The 17277-nt window shown below is 70.1% G+C and carries 19 protein-coding genes; 11 read left to right on the top strand and 8 right to left on the bottom strand.

Translation table 11 applies throughout. The features are described from left to right. Positions 1-401 (top strand): hypothetical protein (locus ACILQS_RS10965; protein ID WP_395640163.1); only part of this gene is annotated, 401 nt, incomplete at its 5' end. Then, positions 401-1369 carry a DMT family transporter gene (locus ACILQS_RS10970; protein ID WP_395640164.1) on the top strand — a complete coding sequence of 323 codons (969 nt, stop codon included), beginning with the start codon at positions 401-403 and terminating at the stop codon, positions 1367-1369. The genes ACILQS_RS10965 and ACILQS_RS10970, both read left to right, overlap by 1 nt. Here ACILQS_RS10970 and ACILQS_RS10975 read toward each other — a convergent pair. Together ACILQS_RS10975 and msrB are read right to left on the bottom strand one after the other, a co-directional pair. Further along, a complete protein-coding gene (locus tag ACILQS_RS10975) occupies positions 1356-1907 on the bottom strand; it encodes a nitroreductase (RefSeq protein WP_395640165.1) in 552 nt (183 codons plus the stop codon). The genes ACILQS_RS10970 and ACILQS_RS10975 overlap by 14 nt on opposite strands. A 47-nt stretch (positions 1908-1954) precedes the next feature. Beyond that, positions 1955-2371, bottom strand: coding sequence for a peptide-methionine (R)-S-oxide reductase MsrB (gene msrB, locus ACILQS_RS10980; RefSeq protein ID WP_395640166.1), 417 nt, complete (start codon positions 2369-2371; stop codon positions 1955-1957). A gap of 200 nt (positions 2372-2571) precedes the next feature. Here msrB and ACILQS_RS10985 point away from each other — a divergent pair, with 200 nt between their 5' ends. The 7 genes from ACILQS_RS10985 (at position 2572) to groL (ending at position 10852) form a co-directional block, all read left to right on the top strand. Further along, positions 2572-5637: an HtaA domain-containing protein gene (locus ACILQS_RS10985; RefSeq protein ID WP_395640167.1), complete on the top strand. Its 3066-nt coding sequence runs from the start codon at positions 2572-2574 to the stop codon at positions 5635-5637. 44 nt (positions 5638-5681) lie between these two features. Further along, on the top strand, positions 5682-6647 hold the full coding sequence (locus ACILQS_RS10990; protein ID WP_395640168.1) for a DUF2332 family protein: 966 nt from the start codon (positions 5682-5684) through the stop codon (positions 6645-6647). Positions 6648-6710: 63 nt separating this feature from the next. Continuing rightward, the gene (locus tag ACILQS_RS10995) at positions 6711-6992 is read left to right on the top strand and encodes a DUF3263 domain-containing protein (RefSeq protein ID WP_395640169.1); all 282 of its coding nucleotides are present in this window, start codon (positions 6711-6713) and stop codon (positions 6990-6992) included. A 48-nt stretch (positions 6993-7040) separates the two neighbouring features. Continuing rightward, a complete protein-coding gene (locus ACILQS_RS11000) occupies positions 7041-7625 on the top strand; it encodes a LytR C-terminal domain-containing protein (RefSeq protein ID WP_395640170.1) in 585 nt (194 codons plus the stop codon). Positions 7626-7796: 171 nt separating this feature from the next. Beyond that, a complete protein-coding gene (locus ACILQS_RS11005; RefSeq protein ID WP_395640171.1) occupies positions 7797-7997 on the top strand; it encodes a cold-shock protein in 201 nt (66 codons plus the stop codon). A 24-nt stretch (positions 7998-8021) separates the two neighbouring features. Then, entirely contained in the window at positions 8022-9110 is a 1089-nt protein-coding gene (locus ACILQS_RS11010) for a DUF3048 domain-containing protein (protein WP_395640172.1), read from the top strand. Between the two features lie 107 nt (positions 9111-9217). Continuing rightward, positions 9218-10852: a chaperonin GroEL gene (gene groL, locus ACILQS_RS11015; RefSeq protein WP_395640173.1), complete on the top strand. Its 1635-nt coding sequence runs from the start codon at positions 9218-9220 to the stop codon at positions 10850-10852. Between the two features lie 135 nt (positions 10853-10987). Here groL and ACILQS_RS11020 read toward each other — a convergent pair whose 3' ends face one another. From ACILQS_RS11020 to ACILQS_RS11030, 3 genes are read right to left on the bottom strand one after another with little or no spacing between them, the layout of a single operon-like run. Continuing rightward, complete coding sequence (locus tag ACILQS_RS11020) at positions 10988-11278, bottom strand: WXG100 family type VII secretion target (RefSeq protein WP_395640174.1); 291 nt, start codon at positions 11276-11278, stop codon at positions 10988-10990. Positions 11279-11288: 10 nt separating this feature from the next. Further along, positions 11289-13037: a sensor histidine kinase gene (locus tag ACILQS_RS11025; protein WP_395640175.1), complete on the bottom strand. Its 1749-nt coding sequence runs from the start codon at positions 13035-13037 to the stop codon at positions 11289-11291. 30 nt (positions 13038-13067) lie between these two features. Continuing rightward, a complete protein-coding gene (locus tag ACILQS_RS11030) occupies positions 13068-13760 on the bottom strand; it encodes a response regulator transcription factor (protein ID WP_395640176.1) in 693 nt (230 codons plus the stop codon). A 126-nt stretch (positions 13761-13886) separates the two neighbouring features. Here ACILQS_RS11030 and ACILQS_RS11035 point away from each other — a divergent pair, with 126 nt between their 5' ends. Both ACILQS_RS11035 and ACILQS_RS11040 read left to right on the top strand, forming a co-directional pair. Further along, entirely contained in the window at positions 13887-14456 is a 570-nt protein-coding gene (locus ACILQS_RS11035; protein ID WP_395640177.1) for a hypothetical protein, read from the top strand. Between the two features lie 23 nt (positions 14457-14479). Further along, on the top strand, positions 14480-14932 hold the full coding sequence (locus ACILQS_RS11040; RefSeq protein WP_395640178.1) for an RNA polymerase sigma factor: 453 nt from the start codon (positions 14480-14482) through the stop codon (positions 14930-14932). Positions 14933-14947: 15 nt separating this feature from the next. On the opposite strand, the gene ACILQS_RS11045 is transcribed toward ACILQS_RS11040, so the two are convergent. The 3 genes from ACILQS_RS11045 to ACILQS_RS11055 form a co-directional block, all read right to left on the bottom strand. Next, the gene (locus ACILQS_RS11045; protein ID WP_395640179.1) at positions 14948-15805 is read right to left on the bottom strand and encodes an ABC transporter permease subunit; all 858 of its coding nucleotides are present in this window, start codon (positions 15803-15805) and stop codon (positions 14948-14950) included. Beyond that, positions 15802-16734: an ABC transporter ATP-binding protein gene (locus ACILQS_RS11050; protein ID WP_395640180.1), complete on the bottom strand. Its 933-nt coding sequence runs from the start codon at positions 16732-16734 to the stop codon at positions 15802-15804. Before ACILQS_RS11050 ends, ACILQS_RS11045 begins: the two co-directional genes overlap by 4 nt. 66 nt (positions 16735-16800) lie before the next feature. Then, on the bottom strand, positions 16801-17277 hold a 477-nt coding region (locus ACILQS_RS11055; RefSeq protein ID WP_395640181.1), incomplete at its 5' end, for an alpha/beta fold hydrolase.

The following is a 17277-nucleotide window of genomic DNA, read 5'->3' on the forward strand; positions in this document are numbered from 1 at the left end:
GCGGCACGGCGACGACCAACCCGAAGTACTGCTCACTGAGTTGCGCCGCCACGGTCAACAACCGGGGAGTTCGACGTCACGGCACCGCTCCGGGGGAGTGTCGTCAATGTCGAAAACCACTTACCAATTCCGCGAGCGAGTACTGCTCAGGCGCGTGCCATCACGAGGTACTCGCCGAGCGTCACATCAAGCGGTGGCTGGTCACCGGCAATCCGGGCGCGCACACCCTGAAGCGGGCGATCCGGGACTGGATCATGATGCAGCAGAACGGCGTGTGCGCGATCTGCGGTCGGGAGCCGACCTGGAATGGTGCGACGCTGGTGTTCGTGCTCGACCACATCGACGGCGACAACGGGCGTCACTTCCGGCGTGAGCGCTACCGCGCCGGGCTGTCCGACTGATGGCGCTCCCCGGTCCGCCGGAGGTCACCCCCGCCCGTCTCGCGGCGGCTCTCGTCGCGGCGTTCGGCACCGGCATCCTCGTCGCCCTGCAGACGCGCATCAACGGCGAGCTCGGCCAGCGGCTGGGTGACGGGTTCCTCGCGGCCTTCCTCTCGTTCGGATCGGGACTCGTCATCCTCCTGCTCGCGACCGCCGTGTGGCGTCCCGGTCGCCGCGGCATCGGACGCGTCGTCGTCGCGCTGCGGGAGCGCACCATCCCGTGGTGGCTCGTGTTCGGGGGCGTCGGTGGGGCGCTCTTCGTGCTCGGTCAGGGGCTGACGGTCGGCATGCTCGGAGTCGCGATGTACACGATCGCCGTCGTCTGCGGTCAGACGCTGAGCTCGCTCCTGCTCGATCACCGCGGGCTCGCACTCATGCCCGCGACCCCGGCCACGCCGCAGCGCATCGTCGGCACGCTGCTCGCGATCGTCGCGGTCGGGATCGCGCTGTCCGACCGGATCCGTCCCGACATCCCGATCTGGGCTCTCGTCATCCCGCTCGTCGCCGGCCTCTTCGTGGGATGGCAGCAGGCGGTCAACGGGCAGGTCAGGCAGGTCTCCGGCTCGGCGTTCACCGCGACGTTCGGCAACTTCCTCGTCGGCGCCGTCGTGCTCGGGCTCGCGCTGCTCGTGCACATCGCGGTCGTCGGCTGGAACCCGACGTTCCCGGGGGAGTGGTGGCTCTACCTCGGCGGGCTCAACGGGTGCGTCTTCATCGCGGCGCAGGCGGCCATCGTGCGCACGACGGGCGTGCTGCTCATGGGTCTCGCGCTGCTCGCCGGGCAGTTGATGGCATCCGTCGTCTTCGATCTGCTCGTGCCGGTGTCGGGCACCGGCCTGCATGTGGTGACGCTGATCGGCACGGCGCTCGTGCTCGTCGCCGTCGTGATCGCGGCCCTGCCGGGCCGGCGCGGGGTCACAGCGAGCTGAGGAAGTCCTTCGCCTTCACGGGCTTGCGCCGCCCGCTCTTCGTCTTCGCCTTGCCGCCGATGTAGAGCCAGCCGAGCAGCTTCTCGTCGGGCTCGAGCTTGTGCATCCGGTGCACGGCCTTCGACCGGGTGTACAGCCCGGTGCGCCAGATGACGCCCCAGCCAGCCTCGTCGAGCACGAGGCTGAGGGCGTGCGCGACGCCCGAGGCGACGCTCTCCTGCTCCCACTCGGGCACCTTGTGGCTCTTCTTCGGCGAGACGACGATCGCGAGCAACAGGGGAGCGCGCAGCGGCTTCTGCGCCATCTTCTCCGCGGCTCCGCCTTCGAGTCCCGCCGCCTCGGCGATCGCGAAGCCGAGCCGCTTCCGGGCCTCGCCGCGGAGCGCGATCACCCGCCAGGGGCGCAGCGAGCCATGGTCGGCGACGGATGCCGCGGCTTCGATGAGCGGCAGCAGCTCGCGCTTCGTGGGCGCATCGCCGGTCACCGAGGGCTGCGAGCGGCGACGCCGCATCCCGTCGGCGATGGGTCCGGACGTCACGACGATGCCTGCTTCACGACGGTGCCTGCTTCACGACGGTGCCTGCTTCACGGCTCGGCGTGGAACCCGAGCGACAGCGAGTTCATGCAGTAGCGCAGGCCGGTCGGGGTCCCGAAGCCGTCGTCGAACACGTGCCCGAGGTGCGACCCGCAGTTCGCGCAGCGCACCTCGGTGCGCACGACGCCGAGCGAGGTGTCCTCGAGGAGCTGCACGGCATCCGGGTTGACCGAGTCGTAGAACGACGGCCAGCCGCAGCCGGAGTCGAACTTCGTGCCGCTCTTGAACAGTTCGGCGTCGCAGGCGGCGCAGGTGTAGAGGCCGGAGCGGCTCTCGTCGAGCAGTTCGCCCGTCCACGCCCGCTCGGTGCCGGCCTCACGCAGCACCTTGTACTGCTCGGGGGTGAGCTCCGCGCGCCACTGCTCGTCGGTCTTCTCGACGGAATAGCCCTGGTCGGTGGTGTCCATGTCGTGTCCTCGCGCTCGGTGCGGCCGACCCCGTCGACCGCGTCCTATTCAACCGGAGGTGGAGGCGATTCCCACGCCGATGAAGGTTAGGTAAGGCTGTCCTTTGACAAGTCTAGGAATGTTGCCTACCTTCGAAGTTAGCCCAGCCTTAGCTAACTTCGCTGGCATCCCCTCCCCTTCTCTCCCCGAGGAAGAACTCGATGAACTCCGTCGCGTCACGCCCCCTGCTCCGTCCGCTCGCCATTCTGCTGAGCCTCCTGCTCGCGCTGGTGGGGCTGAGTCTCCCCGCCACCTCCGCCTCGGCGGCGGCGGGAGACGTCGCCGGCGCGACGCTGCAGTGGGGGGTCAAAGCCTCGTTCCGCAGCTACCTCGTCGGCTCGATCGCTCACGGTTCGTGGACCGTCTCCGGGGTGAGCGACGCCACGCCGTTCGGCTGGAGCGGAGGGTCGGGGGCGGCACCCGGCGGTACCGGAACGGTCGCCTACCCCGGCAGCGTCCGTTTTCAGGGGCACCCGGACTTCGGCGTCCCGGCCGGGGAGTACGCACTCGATCTCACCTTCTCCGACCTGAAGGTGCGGATCACCGGCGCGACGACCGCGGAACTCCTCCTGGATGCCCGCAGCCGGGGCTTCAACGACCCGACGACGTTCGTCGAGCTCGGCGACACCGTGTTCGCGACCCTCGACCTCGCGGGCGGGAGCAACGGCTCCACGGCCGACGTCGTCGCCTACTCGAACGTGCCCGCCGTGCTCACCGAAGCGGGTGCCACCGCGTTCGGCGGCTTCTACTCCGCGGGCACCGTTCTGGACCCCGTGAGCTTCTCGTGGCCCGTCGAAGCGGCTCCCGAGCCGGAGCCCGTCGTGCCGACGATCGCGGTGTCGCAGACGACGGGGCTCGAGTCGGGCGACGTCGTGACGGTCACCGGCACCGGGTTCGGGCCGAATGAGGAGGGTGGACCGTTGGGGACGCGTCCGCCGCTGAGCGGCAAGTTCGGCGGCGTGTACGTGACCTTCGGCACGTTCCTGGATGCCTGGAAGCCCAGCGAGGGTGCGCTCTCGGCGAGCCGTAAGGCCGACGGCACCCAGACGAAGTGGATCCTGAACCCGGCGGATGTCGCCACGGTCGGCGGTTCGGCAGCCGGTGCGGTGGCGATCCAGCCCGACGGGTCGTTCTCGGTGCAGATCGAGGTGAACGAGGAGTTCACCGGTGCTCTCGCCGACGGCAACTACGGCATCTACACCTATCCCGGCTCGGGCGCGGTCTACGCGCCGTTCGAGACCTACACCCCGATCGAATTCGCCGAGCCGGTGCCGACGATCACCGTGTCGCAGACCACGGGTCTCGAGTCCGGTGACGTCGTGACCGTGACCGGTGAGAACTTCGGGCCGAATGAGGAGGGCGGCCCGTTGGGGACGCGTCCGCCGCTGAGCGGCAAGTTCGGCGGCGTGTACGTGACGTTCGGCACGTTCCTGGATGCCTGGAAGCCCAGCGAGGGTGCGCTCTCGGCGAGCCGTAAGGCCGATGGGACGCAGACGAAGTGGATTCTGAACCCGGCGGATGCCGCCACGGTCGGCGGTTCTGCCGCGGGCGCCGTCGCGATCGAGGCCGACGGGTCGTTCGAGATCGAGATCACCGTGAACGAGGAGTTCACCGGGGCTCTCGCCGACGGCAACTACGGCATCTACACCTATCCCGGCTCGGGCGCGGTCTACGCGCCGTTCGAGACCTACACCCCGATCGAGTTCGCCTCCACCACCCCGACGACGCCTCCGGTCGACCCGATCGCGACCCCGGTCCCGGGCTCGCTCAGCTGGGGCGTCAAGGCCTCCTTCCGCGAGTACGTCACCGGTCCGATCGCGAGCGGCTCGATCTCGGTGGGCAACGGCGCGGGCGTCTCCGGCGGGGCCTACTGGTTCCCGCAGTCGTCGGCCGAGGTGAGCTCGGATGTCGCCTACCGCGGCTCGGTCACGTTCTCCGGGCACGGCGGCCTGCTGAACCTGCGCATCGCCGACCCGGTCGTGCGAATCACGAGCACGTCCAGTGCGGTCCTGTCGGTCGCGACCGGCAGCGGACGAGTCGACTTCGCGTCGCTCGCCCTCGGCACGCCGACGACGGATGCCAGCGGGGCCCGCACCTATGCGGCGTCCCCGGCGACCCTGACCGCAGCCGGCGCGGCGAGCTTCGCGGGCTTCTACAGCGCGGGTACGGCACTCGACCCGGTCACCTTCACGATCGGGTCGGTGAACGCAACGAACGGTCGCGGGTTGACCACGGCAGCCGTCGTGGCCGAGACCCGCACGGCCGCACCGACCCCGCCGGCCACAGAAGGCATCGAGTCGACCGAGGAGGAGTTCACCGCGGGCGGGAACTACACCTTCACCGCCGGCGGATTCCAGCCGAACGAGTCCGGCATCCTGGTCGTCATCTACTCGGAGCCCACCGTGCTCGCGACCGATGCGACGGCGGATGCCGACGGGGTCGTGACCTGGACGGGCAACCTGCCGGCCGGCCTGACCGGCGAGCACACCTTCACCTTCCAGGGGTCGGTGGACCGCGGCATCGTGATCGACATCGCGGCGGCCGAGGTCGTCGGCTGCGAGGTCGAGGGTGCCGAGCTGACGTGGGGCTTCAAAGAGTCGTTCCGGGCCTACATCGACGGATCGATCGCCAACGGCGAGTGGACGACCGCCGACGGCGCCGACTACGAGACCCCGGTCTTCACCTGGGCGACGGGCTCCGGCGGCTACGACGCCGAGACCGGGGATGCCGACCTCGCCTTCACCGGCTCGGTGCGGTTCACCGGGCACGGCGGCGTGCTCGACACGACGATCGCGAATCCCAGGGTCGTGATCGACGGCGACCGTGCCGTGCTGCTGCTCGACGTGACCGGCACGACGCAGGACGGCACCCCGGTCTCGAGCGCGGGGATCGAGTTCGCCGAACTCGATCTCGCCGACGCGGAACAGGTGGGCGGCGGTGACCTCGTCGCGTTCACCGGTATCCCGGCGGTGCTCACCGACGCCGGAGCGGCGGCCTTCGGCACCTACCCGGCGGGTGAAGCGCTCGACCCGATCGACCTGTCGATCACGGTCGACCCGGCGTGCATCCAGACCCTGGCGGTGACGGACGACACCGAGACGACCGGAGACGCCGTGAACGCCTCGGCGACGTCGCCCCTGCCGTGGATCGTCGGCGCCCTCGTGGCGCTGCTGCTCCTCGCCGCGCTGATCGTCGTTCTGGTGCGTCGGGCGGGCCGCTCGGCGTAACCCGGAACGCCCGTGGGGCTGCGGGTCCTGGCAGGATGGCCGGGATGCCCTTCGACACGCAGCCACGTGGGGCTGCTGCTCAGGAGAGCCGCAGCCCCACAGTCGACTGGTACGAGCGTGCGACGCGGGAGCTCGCCGGGCACTCGGCGCTGCACGTCGCCTGGGCGGCTGGGGTGGCGCAGGATGACGACATCCTCGCGCTGCTCGACCGCCTCCCGCGCGACCGCCGCCAGCCCTCGCTGATCTTCTCGGTCGCGACCTGGCTGGGCGCGGCGGCGACCGCGTACCCGCAGTTCCGTACCTGGCTCCTCGAGCACTGGCCCGAGGTCGAGAGCGCTGCCCGTCAGCGCCGGACGCAGACGAACGAGGTCGGCCGCTGCGCCCCGCTCGTCGCGGCATTGGCGCGGGTACCCGGCCCGCTGGCCCTGGTCGAAGTGGGCGCGTCCGCCGGTCTGTGCGCGATCCCGGAGCGGTACTCCTACCGATTCGGCGACGCTCCGCGGCTCGGCAGCGGGGCCCCTGAGATCGTCTGCGCGGTCGATGACCCCGCGCTGGTGCCGTCGACCCTCCCCGACATCCGGTGGCGGCTCGGGCTCGATCTGCACCCGCTCTCGGCGGCCGACGACCCGGATGCGGCGTGGCTGGAGGCCCTCGTGCCGCTGGACCGCCCCGACCGCCGAGAGCGCCTGCGAGCCGCCCTCGCGACCGCCCGGCAGGATCCTCCCCGTGTGGTCGCCGGCGACGCGCTCGCCGGACTCGCCGCGGCGGTCGCCGAGGCTCCGTCAGACCTCACCCTCGTCGTCGTGTCGCTCGGCACGCTCGTCTATCTGACTCCGGAGGCCCGGGCGGCGTTCCCCGGGGCGGTGCGCGACTTGGGCGCGCGGCTGGTGACGTTGGAGCAGAGCGGGATCGCCGACGACACGGCGCTCCCCGGGCGCTTCGTGCTCGCGCTCGACGGGGAGGCTTTCGCCGAGGCGAGTCCACACGGCGACCGTCTGAGTGCCCTCTGACAGCCCGGTGACGGCCCGGCGAGGCACCAGGGCGCAGGGCCCGTGCCTCCCTAGGATCGCCGCGTGACCGAACCTCGCGCCGCGGAGCCCTCGCGCACGCAGCTCGACGAGACCGAGGTGCGTCTGCTCGAGTTCGAACGCGCCTGGGCGGACCGCGTCGGCAACCGCGAGGCCGCCATCCGCTCGGAATTCGGCGTCTCCTCAGCTCGGTACTATCAGATGTTGTACGCGCTCATCGATTCACCGCTCGCGGTGCGGCACGACCCGCTTCTCGTCCGTCGCCTGCAACGGCTGCGAGAATCGCGGCGCCGGGCCAGGGCCCGCCCCTTCACCACTGACAACTAGCCGGCTTCGAGCGCCGAGCCCGCACCCACGATCAGGACGACACGGACGATGGCCAGAACCTCCCGGGACCGCTTCGACGACATCCCCGACGACCTCGTCCGCGTCGGCGCCCACCGAGCTCCGGCGAAGCGCGGACGCGGCTGGGTGGCGTTCGCGTGGGCAGCCCTCGCGACGGGCCTGCTCGTCGTCGGCGGTCTCTACGGACTCTCCCGCGTCAACCCGGCGATCTCGTTCGAACTGCCCGAGCTCGGCGGCGGCATCGCCCAGCCGGGCGTCACGTCGACGCCCGAGCCGGAGGTGGATCCGATCACCGATCCCGCGCTCGTCGACCCGGCGGTCGCGGAGACGTTGTCGATCTCCGTCCTCAACGGAGCCCCGACCGCCGATCTCGAGGATGCGGCGGTCGCGCAGATCACCCAGGCCGGCTGGCCCGAGCCGTCGGGCGCGGTCGCCGGAGCGCGCGAAGAAGAGTTCACGCGCATCTACTACAACGGCGCGCAGTACGAAGGAATCGCCCTCGGCCTCGCGGAACTGCTCGGCACCGACCCGGCGAACATCTTCAACTCCGACTTCTACCTCGGTGCCACCGTGACCATCGTGCTCGGCAGCGACTACACCCCGCCGGCGGGCTGAGCGGCCGCACGAGACGGGCGTGTTACGCCCGTGTTCGGGTCGTGTAAATTCCCGTCGATTCGGCACTGCGCGGCCCTCCCCGACCGATATCGCGGCGCCCGCCGTCGCTACATTCGTGGTGAGAGCGCGTAGGGATGCGCTGTTCCGAGTCGCACGCAGCAGGGAGTTCCGATGGCTCAAGGCACCGTCAAGTGGTTCAACGCCGAGAAGGGTTTCGGGTTCATCACCGTCGACGGCGGAGAGGACGTCTTCGTCCACTACTCCGCGATCGAGATGACCGGGTACAAAGTGCTCGAAGAAGGCCAAGCGGTCGTCTTCGAGGTCGGCACGGGGCCGAAGGGACCTCAGGCCGAGTCGGTGCGGCCCGCCTGATCGGCCCCGCCCTAGCATTCAGGAATGGATGAGGGTCGTGGTCGTCGGCGTGCCGGGCGTCGCGCCCTCGCGGCGGGTGCGTGGGGCGCCGTCGCGCTCCTGACGGCGTGCGGTCCGGCGGCGCCGATGCCGACCCCGACGCCGACGTTCTCGTCGACGTACCTCACCCCCGAGCCGATGGCGCTCGCTCCGCTGACGGGGGAGCTCGTCGCCGTCGGCGCACTGACCGCCCCGTCGCTCGCGGCGAAGGTCGACAATCACGAGGACGCGCGGCCGCAGTTCGGCCTCGAGCGCACCGACCTGGTCTTCGAGGAGCTGGTCGAGGGCGGGTTGACCCGCTACGTCGCGGTCTGGCACTCCGACGTGCCCACCGACATCGGGCCGGTGCGCAGCATCCGTCCGATGGATCCCGACATCGTCTCCCCGCTGGGCGGCATCATCGCCTACTCGGGCGGACAGCAGCGGTTCGTCGCGATGATGCGCAACACCAACGTCTACAACGCGATCCACGGCACCGCGCCCGACGGCACCGAGCTGATGTACCGGGTCGACGGCCGCCCGGGACCGCACGATGTGCTGGTGAAGGCGCCCGAGTTGATCGCGCGGCACCTCGACCTCGCGGCACCCGGCCAGCAGTTCTCGTTCGCGCCCGATCTCGCGTCATCGTCCGCGGTGCGGGAGGGAGCGCCGGTCGCATCGATGGCGCTCGTGTTCGGGGCAGCCTCGAAGCCCGGGTGGACCTGGGATGCCGCACGCGGCGTCTGGGCGCGGTCGCAGGGCGGCGCCGCCGACCTCGACACCGCGGGCGTGCCGTTCTCGGCGGTCAACGTCATCGTGATCCGCGTGCCGGTCACCGTGAGCCAGAGCATTCCGAAGACCGAGCTGATCGGCAGCGGTGAGGCGTGGGTGTCGAGCGGCGGCATGACGATCCACGCCACCTGGTCGAAGGGCAGTCAGACCGAGGCGATCCGTCTCGTCGACGACACCGGCACCGTCATCCGGCTGGCCCCGGGCAACAGTTGGATCGAGCTGGTCCCTCTCGCCGGCAGCGTCGAGTTCGTGGCGCCTCCGCCCCCTCCGGAGCCGGCACCCACCGAGACCCCCGCCTCGTAGTCCGGCGTCGCGCGGCTTGCACTCACCGTAGGCGAGTGCCAAACTAGCCACTGGCACTCACGCGTCGTGAGTGCCAGCTCTACGTCCGGGAGGGACGACACACACTCATGTCAAAGATCATTGCTTTCGACGAGGAGGCCCGCCGCGGCCTCGAGCGCGGCCTCAACATCCTGGCCGACGCCGTCAAGGTCACCCTCGGCCCGCGTGGCCGGAACGTCGTTCTCGAGAAGAAGTGGGGAGCCCCCACGATCACGAACGACGGCGTCTCGATCGCCAAGGAGATCGAGCTCGACGACCCGTACGAGAAGATCGGTGCGGAGCTCGTCAAGGAGGTCGCCAAGAAGACGGATGACGTCGCCGGCGACGGCACGACCACCTCGGTCGTGCTCGCCCAGGCGCTCGTTCGCGAAGGCCTGCGCAACGTCGCGGCCGGCGCCGACCCGATCAGCCTCAAGCGCGGCATCGAGAAGGCCGTCGAGGCCGTCATCGGCGAGCTCGTGAAGAACGCCAAGGAGATCGAGACCAAGGAAGAGATCGCCGCCACGGCATCCATCTCGGCCGGCGATCCCGAGATCGGCAAGCTCATCGCCGAGGCGATCGACAAGGTCGGCAAGGAGGGCGTCGTCACCGTCGAGGAGTCGAACACCTTCGGCACGACCCTCGAGCTCACCGAGGGCATGCGCTTCGACAAGGGCTACCTGTCGCAGTACTTCGTGACCGACCCGGAGCGTCAGGAAGCGGTCTTCGAAGACCCCTACATCCTGATCGTCAACTCGAAGGTCAGCAACATCAAGGACCTGCTGCCGGTCGTCGACAAGGTCATCCAGTCGGGCAAGCAGCTGCTGATCATCGCCGAGGATGTCGACGGCGAGGCGCTCGCGACCCTGATCGTCAACAAGATCCGCGGCATCTTCAAGTCGGTCGCCGTCAAGGCCCCCGGCTTCGGTGACCGCCGCAAGGCGCAGCTCGCCGACATCGCCATCCTCACCGGTGGCGAGGTCATCAGCGAGGAGCTCGGGCTGAAGCTCGAGAACACCTCGCTCGAGCAGCTCGGCCAGGCGCGCAAGGTCATCGTCACCAAGGACGAGACCACGATCATCGAAGGCGCCGGCAGCGCCGACCAGATCGCCGGACGGGTCAAGCAGATCCGTCAGGAGATCGAGAACACCGACAGCGACTACGACCGCGAGAAGCTCCAGGAGCGCCTCGCGAAGCTCGCCGGTGGTGTGGCGGTCATCAAGGCCGGTGCCGCGACCGAGGTCGAGCTCAAGGAGCGCAAGCACCGCATCGAGGACGCCGTGCGCAACGCGAAGGCCGCCGTCGAGGAGGGCATCGTCGCCGGTGGTGGCGTCGCGCTCATCCAGGCCGGCAAGTCCGCGTTCGACGGCAAGGCGGTCACGGGCCTGACGGGTGACGAGGCGACGGGCGCGAACATCGTGCGCGTGGCCATCGACGCCCCGCTCAAGCAGATCGCCCTCAACTCGGGCCTCGAGCCCGGCGTGGTCGTCGACAAGGTGCGCAACCTGCCGGTCGGCCAGGGCCTCAACGCCGCGACCGGCGAGTACGTCGACATGCTCGCCGCGGGCATCAACGACCCGGTGAAGGTGACGCGTTCCGCGCTGCTCAACGCCGCGTCGATCGCCGCGCTGTTCCTCACGACCGAAGCGGTCGTCGCGGACAAGCCGGAGCGCAACGCCGCCCCGGCCGGCGGTGGCGACATGGGTGGGATGGGCGACTTCTAAGTCCCCCCACTCCGCGACAGAGAAAGCGGGCGGCTCCCACAAGGAGCCGCCCGCTTTCTCGTGCCCAGTGCACCGATTTGGGTCGAGAGCACTGGCGTACGAGCGCGCGCTCGACGCAATTCGGTGTTGTCGGGGCTAGCGCAGGAAGAGCCGGGCGTTCTGCAGTTCGATCTCGGCGTAGTGCTGGCCCGCCTGCGCGAGACCGGCGTTGAGCAGCTGGAGGCTCTCTTCGACCCGACGCTGCGTCGCGGTCCAGTCGGCGACGACGGTCTGGAACGCCGCCGATGCCTGGCCGGTCCACGAACCCTGGAGCTGGAGCAGCTGGGAGTGCAGGCCGCTCACGTCGGCCTGGATGCGGCTCGCGGCCGCCTGGACGGAGGAGGTCGCCGCGACGACGGCCTCGCTGTCGATCTGGTATCTCGTCATGTGCGCGACGCTACGGACGCCGCGCACGCCCCCGGGGAGCCGGCTGCGGGGCGGGGGACGGTGTTGCAGGCTCCGGGCTGGGGAGGAGCGGCAGGCTCACCCGGAACGTCGCCCCGCCACCCGGCGTCTCGACGACCTCGACGTGGCCCTCGTGGTTCGCGACGATGCCCGCCACGATCGCCAGACCGAGGCCGGAGCCGCCGGTGTCGCGGGTGCGCGAGGTGTCGGCGCGCCAGAAGCGCTGGAAGATCTTCTCGCGCAGTTGCGGCGGGATGCCCTCGCCGTGGTCGACGATCGCGATGACGCCGTAGCCGGCGGCCCGGTCGACGTCGACGACGATCTCGATCGGGCTGTCGTCCTTGGTGAACCTCATCGCGTTGCCCATCAGGTTCGTGACGACCTGGCGGATCTTGTTCTCCTCGACGAGCACGATGGGGCCGATCGGAGGCAGGGGAGCCGGGGCGGGCGTGGGCTCCGCAGCCCCCCGGGCCGGCCGGCGTCGGCGAAGCCGGGCGAGCGTCGCACCGGCGAACGCGAACGCACCCGCCGTCGCCCCGGCTCGCCGTGCGGCCGGAGCTACACCGGCGACCGCGGCGTCGGCGTCGGAGGTCTCGGACTCCGCCGCGACGGCCGGAGAGCCGCCTTCGGAGGTGAGGATCTCGGACGGCTCGGGCTCCGGCTCCTCCGGCACGACGACGGTGATGCGCCGCTCGGGGGCCGAGGCGGCGGCATCCAGCGCGGCATCCTGCGCGATCGGCAGCAGGTCGACCGCCACCCGCTCGAGCGGCCGGGCTTCGTCGAGGCGGGCCAGTTCGAGGAGGTCTTCGACAAGCCCGCCCATGCGGATCGCTTCGCGCTCGATGCGGTCCATCGCCTGGGCGACGTCGTCGGGGGTCTGCAGTGCGCCCATCCGGTACAACTCGGCGTAGCCGCGCAGCGAGACGAGCGGCGTGCGCAGTTCGTGCGATGCGTCGCCGACGAAGCGCCGCATCTGGTCGACGGTGCGGGCGCGGTCGGCGAACGCCCGGTCGATGCGGGCGAGCATCGTGTTGAGCGAGCGCGAGAGGCGGCCGACCTCGGTGTTCGGGGTCGCCCCGCCGAGGCGTTGGCTGTAGTCGCCGGCGGCGAATCGGGCCGCCGTACGTTCGACGTCGCGGAGCGGCATGAACGCACCCGTGACGAGCAGTTGCGTGGCCATCGCGCCGAGTACGACGACGGCGATCGCGAACAGCAGGAAGATCGCGGCGTAGCGGCCGAGCAGGGCGTTGGTGTCGCTGAGGTTGCGCCCGAGCACGAGCGTCGCCTGCTCGGAGCCGGTACCGACCGCGGCGGGGTAGGCGATCACCCGCCACTCGACCGTCTTGGTCTCGTCGAGGAGGGTCAGGGGAGTCGCGCGCTGACCGACGTTCAGCTCGACCACGTGCGAGAGCTTCAGCCCGTCGAGCACGGGCGCGATGGCCTCGATGTCGGAGTCGAGGTTGTCGGCGAGCACCTCGCCGTCGGCGGCCACCGCCCACGCGTAGCCCGCGGTGTAGTTGCGCACGTCGACGAGGTCGAGACCGGCCTGGATGGCGGAGCCCTGCGTGAGGAGAGCTTCGTCGACGCGCTCGACGAGGTAGGCGCGCAGCACGGTCATCGTGCCCGCACCCGCGACGGTGAGGCCGAGGGTCAGCAGGAAGACGGTGACGCCGGTGACCTTCGCGCGCAGCGAGATGCCGTTCCACCAGCGGTCGAACGACGCGGAGACGGGATTCGCCACCGGGCTCCTCCCGTACGGTGCGGCCGCGGCCTAGGCCTTGGCGGTCTTGAGCATGTACCCGAAGCCGCGCTTGGTCTGGATCATGGGCTCGGTCGAGTGCTGGTCGAGCTTACGTCGCAGGTACGAGATGTAGCTCTCGACGATGCCGGCGTCGCCGTTGAAGTCGTACTCCCAGACGTGGTCGAGGATCTGCGCCTTCGACAGCACCCGGTTCGGGTTGAGCATGAGGTAGCGCAGCAGCTTGAACTCGGTGGGCGACAGTTCGACCTGCTCGTCGCCGACGGCGACCTCGTGCGTGTCCTGGTCCATCGTGAGCTCTCCGGCGCGGATGACGGCATCCTCTTCGTCGTGCATCGTGCGACGCAAGATCGCCTTGAGCCGCGCGACGATCTCGTCGAGCGAGAAGGGCTTGGTGACGTAGTCGTCGCCGCCGACGGTGAGGCCGGTGATCTTGTCCTCGGTGTCGTCCTTCGCGGTGAGGAACAGGATGGGCGCCGTGTACCCGGACGCCCGCAGCCGCTTGGTCACGCCGAAGCCGTTCATGTCGGGCAGCATCACGTCGAGGATGATGAGGTCGGGCTCCTCCTCGAGCACCGCCGAGATCGCCTGGGCGCCGTTGCCGACGGCGCGCACCGCGAAACCGGCGAAGCGCAGGCTCGTCGTGAGCAGGTCGCGGATGTTCGGTTCGTCGTCGACGATCAGGATGCGGGGGCCGTCACTCATCCCCCTAGTTTCTGCGCGTTCGCTGGGTGATTCCTGGGAACCAGATTCTGGTCGGATTTGTGCTCGGGGTGGACGGATCGCCGCGATGCGGACATCTCTGGAGTGACGATCCCTTTCAGGAGGACCATGAACGACGAATCAGGCACCGGGCTCCTCGAGGTCGGCGGCGTCGGGATAGATGAGGGCCGGGTCCGGGAGAGCGCACCCGCCCTCCTGCTCTGGGCCGAGCGGCGCATCGAGCGGCAGCGCCGCGTCGCGCGGATGTCGATCGTCGGCGTCCTGGCCGGCGGCCTGATCCTCGGGGGCGGCGCGGTCGCCGCGACCATCGCCGGTTCCAACTCGGGGGTGCCTACCGGGAGATTCGACGCCCACTGGGTGATCGAGACATCGACGGGTGAAGTCTGTGACATCTGGATGGGGATCGAACCCGACCCGACGGCGACCGAGCGCGCGCAGGCGCAGCGGGATGCCGAGTTCGCCCGGGAGTACCTCGAGAGCGTCGAGATCTCGTCGATCGACTACCGGGACGGATACGAGTTCTTCGACCCGGCGGACACCGGAACCCAGGGAGAGCTGGAGGCGTTGGGCGTCTCAATGGCGATCCAGTTCGCGATCGGCGATCTCAGGCGCAACGGCGAGCCGTTGATGATCGAGATGTTCAGCCCTTCGCACTGCGGCCCGGGGCCCGCGGAGTGAAAGCCGAGGCGCAGGCGGCGATCGTGACGAACACGCCCCGGCTGCTCGGCTTCTTCGCCAATCGGCTCGAGCGGCCCGACGAGGCGGCCGATCTGCTCGGGGAGGTCGTCGTCGTCGTGTGCCGTCGCCCGGCACAGGTTCCGGATGACCCCGACGAGGCGCGCATGTGGCTGTTCGGGGTCGCCCGGCGAGTGCTCGCCAACCACCGTCGGGGTCGCCGACGTCGCGACGCGCTCGACGCGCGTCTGCGCGAGAACTTCACCGAGTCGATCGACGACGACGTGGTGCGGATCGAGATCCGCCAGGCGGTCGGATCGCTTCCGCCGGACCTGGCTGAACTCGTGCGACTCGTGCACTGGGACGGCTTCAGCCTGGAGGAGGCGGCGCGGCACCTCGGCATCCCGCCCTCGACAGCCCGCGGTCGGCACGCGCGTGCTCGTCATCTGCTGAGAACCGAGCTGGCCCTCAGCAGATGACGGGAGCGCTCGGGTTCAGGTGTCGCGACGCTTGAGCAGCACCGCGCCGAGGATGACCGGCGCAGCGGCCCAGGCGACGAGCACCAGCAGCGCCTGGAGCGGCTCGAGCGTGAGCGGCACGAACATGCCCGCCGGATACTCGATCGGTGCGGTCGGGTAGCTGGTGAGAGCCGCCCCGGCGCTGCTGGGCAGGAACGCGACCGCGTCGAAGAGCCACTCGATCTGGGTGACGGCCGCAAAGATCTGCAGGACCGTCGGCAGCACGAGCAGCAGACCGAGCGCGGCGGCGATCGCTCCGGCGGTGTTGCGGATGATCGTGCCGATCCCCAGCGCCATGAGGCCGATGAGCGTGACGAAGCCGGCGGCGCCGACCAGGCCCAGCCAGACATTCCCGTCGGCGACGTCGATGTCGAAGCCGTTTGCCCCGAGAAGGGGCACGGTGAGCACCGCGCTGACCACGAGCGAGGCGAAGGAGACCAGGAAGGTCACCACCCCGAACACGACGATCTTGCCGACGAGGGCGGCGATCCGGCCCGGGACGGCGGCGAACGTGGAGCGGATCATCCCGGTGCCGTACTCGCCGGTGATGACCATCGCGCCGAGGACCGCGATCACGAGCTGGGCGAAGTTGGTGCCGACTGCCGCGGTCTGCAACCAGGTGCTCTGCTGCGACTCGTACGACAGCGAGCCCATGTCCTCGGCGGGGACCCCGACGCCGGAGAGTCCGGCGAGCAGCGCCGAGAGGCCGACGGTGAGCAGCACGAGGATGACGTAGCACCACACGGTCGAGCGCAGGCTGACGAGCTTGATCCACTCGGAGCGCAGGATGCCGCCGAAGCTCAGGCGGGCGTCGTGGGGGATCGAGACGGTCATGCGGTGCCTCCGGCGTGAACAGTGCCAGCTGCATACTCGACCTCGTCGCCCGTGAGCGAGAGGTAGGCGTCTTCGAGCGACCCGGCGAGCGGGCTGAGTTCGTGGAGCACGATGCGCTCCTGGGCGGCGAGTTCGCCGATGCGGCTCGCGGCGAGACCGTTCACCTGCAGCAGGCCGGGTTCGTTGTCGGCGATGGTGACCGAGGCCGAGGAGGCGGTCAGCACCGGTTCGAAGCGGGCGGCGTCGGGCGTGCGGACCCGCACCGCGGTGCCCTGCGCGAGCGCGAGGATGTCGGCGAGAGGCGCGTCGGCGATCACCCGCCCGCGGCCGAGCACGATGAGGTGGTCGGCGGTCTGGGCCATCTCGCTCATCAGGTGCGACGACAGGAAGACGGTGCGACCCTCGCGGGCGAGGTGCCGGGCGAGGGTGCGCACCCAGATCACCCCCTCCGGGTCGAGACCGTTCACCGGCTCGTCGAGGATGAGGGTCTTCGGGTCGCCGAGCAGGGCCGCGGCGATGCCGAGGCGCTGCCCCATGCCGAGCGAGAAGTCGCGCACGCGTTTGCCGGCCACGGCATCCAGCCCGGTGAGTCCGATGACCTCGTCGACGCGCGCGCCGCCGATGCCGTGCGTCGCGGCGATCGCGAGCAGGTGGTTGCGGGCGCTGCGCCCGGGGTGCACGGCCTTCGCGTCGAGCAGGATGCCGACCTCCCGCAGCGGCGCCTTCAGGTCGGCGTACCGCGAGCCGTTGACGGTGACCCTGCCGCCGGTGGGGCGGTCGAGCCCGACGATCATCCGCATCGTCGTCGTCTTGCCGGCGCCGTTCGGACCGAGGAACCCGGTCACCATTCCCGGCTTCACCGCGAACGACACCTGGTCGACGGCGGTCTTCGGTCCGAACTGCTTGGTCAGGGCATGTGCTTCGATCATCGAGTCGAGCTCCCGGCGCGCTTCATGAGTCCACCTTACGAATGGCGGCTGGGAGGCACGCGGGGGTCAGCCCCCCGATCGTCGCGGGTCGACCTGATCGAAGAACGCGATCACCTCGGCCGCCCAGAGCCCGGGCGCCTCCCAGGCTCCGAAGTGCCCGCCGCGCGGCATCTCGGTGAAACGCACGACCGGGAACCAGCGCTCGACCGACCGGCGGGTGCCGCGGACGATGTCCTTCGGCCACATCGCGACGCCCGTCGGCACGGTGACGGCGTCGTTCGTCAGGGTCGCGTGGCCGTTGTCGTAGTAGTACTGCGCGGCGGAGGTGGCGGAGCGGGTGAACCAGTAGATCGCGAGGTTCGTGCACAGGTCGTCGAGGGCGTAGACGTCGAGGGCGTCGCCGTCGGTCCAGGCCTGGAACTTCTCGACGATCCACGCGGCGAGCCCGGCGGGGGAGTCGTCGAGCGCCACCCCGATCGTCTGCGGCTTGGTGCGCTGCAGCCGCGCGTAGGCACCCTCGGCCGTCTCCCACTCGACGAGCGC

Origin of the sequence: Pseudolysinimonas sp. (assembly GCF_044239695.1) — a bacterium.
In the GTDB taxonomy this organism is placed as follows: Bacteria; Actinomycetota; Actinomycetes; order Actinomycetales; family Microbacteriaceae; genus Pseudolysinimonas_A.

Bases quoted from the DNA above. Each gene is read 5' to 3' on its own strand.
- ACILQS_RS10970 (WP_395640164.1), top strand. From the start codon at position 401: ATGGCGCTCCCCGGTCCGCCGGAGGTCACCCCCGCCCGTCTCGCGGCG.
- msrB (WP_395640166.1), bottom strand. From the start codon at position 2,371: ATGGACACCACCGACCAGGGCTATTCCGTCGAGAAGACCGACGAGCAG.
- ACILQS_RS10985 (WP_395640167.1), top strand. From the start codon at position 2,572: ATGAACTCCGTCGCGTCACGCCCCCTGCTCCGTCCGCTCGCCATTCTG.
- ACILQS_RS10990 (WP_395640168.1), top strand. From the start codon at position 5,682: ATGCCCTTCGACACGCAGCCACGTGGGGCTGCTGCTCAGGAGAGCCGC.
- ACILQS_RS11000 (WP_395640170.1), top strand. From the start codon at position 7,041: ATGGCCAGAACCTCCCGGGACCGCTTCGACGACATCCCCGACGACCTC.
- ACILQS_RS11005 (WP_395640171.1), top strand. From the start codon at position 7,797: ATGGCTCAAGGCACCGTCAAGTGGTTCAACGCCGAGAAGGGTTTCGGG.
- ACILQS_RS11010 (WP_395640172.1), top strand. From the start codon at position 8,022: ATGGATGAGGGTCGTGGTCGTCGGCGTGCCGGGCGTCGCGCCCTCGCG.
- groL (WP_395640173.1), top strand. From the start codon at position 9,218: ATGTCAAAGATCATTGCTTTCGACGAGGAGGCCCGCCGCGGCCTCGAG.
- ACILQS_RS11020 (WP_395640174.1), bottom strand. From the start codon at position 11,278: ATGACGAGATACCAGATCGACAGCGAGGCCGTCGTCGCGGCGACCTCC.
- ACILQS_RS11030 (WP_395640176.1), bottom strand. From the start codon at position 13,760: ATGAGTGACGGCCCCCGCATCCTGATCGTCGACGACGAACCGAACATC.
- ACILQS_RS11035 (WP_395640177.1), top strand. From the start codon at position 13,887: ATGAACGACGAATCAGGCACCGGGCTCCTCGAGGTCGGCGGCGTCGGG.
- ACILQS_RS11045 (WP_395640179.1), bottom strand. From the start codon at position 15,805: ATGACCGTCTCGATCCCCCACGACGCCCGCCTGAGCTTCGGCGGCATC.
- ACILQS_RS11050 (WP_395640180.1), bottom strand. From the start codon at position 16,734: ATGATCGAAGCACATGCCCTGACCAAGCAGTTCGGACCGAAGACCGCC.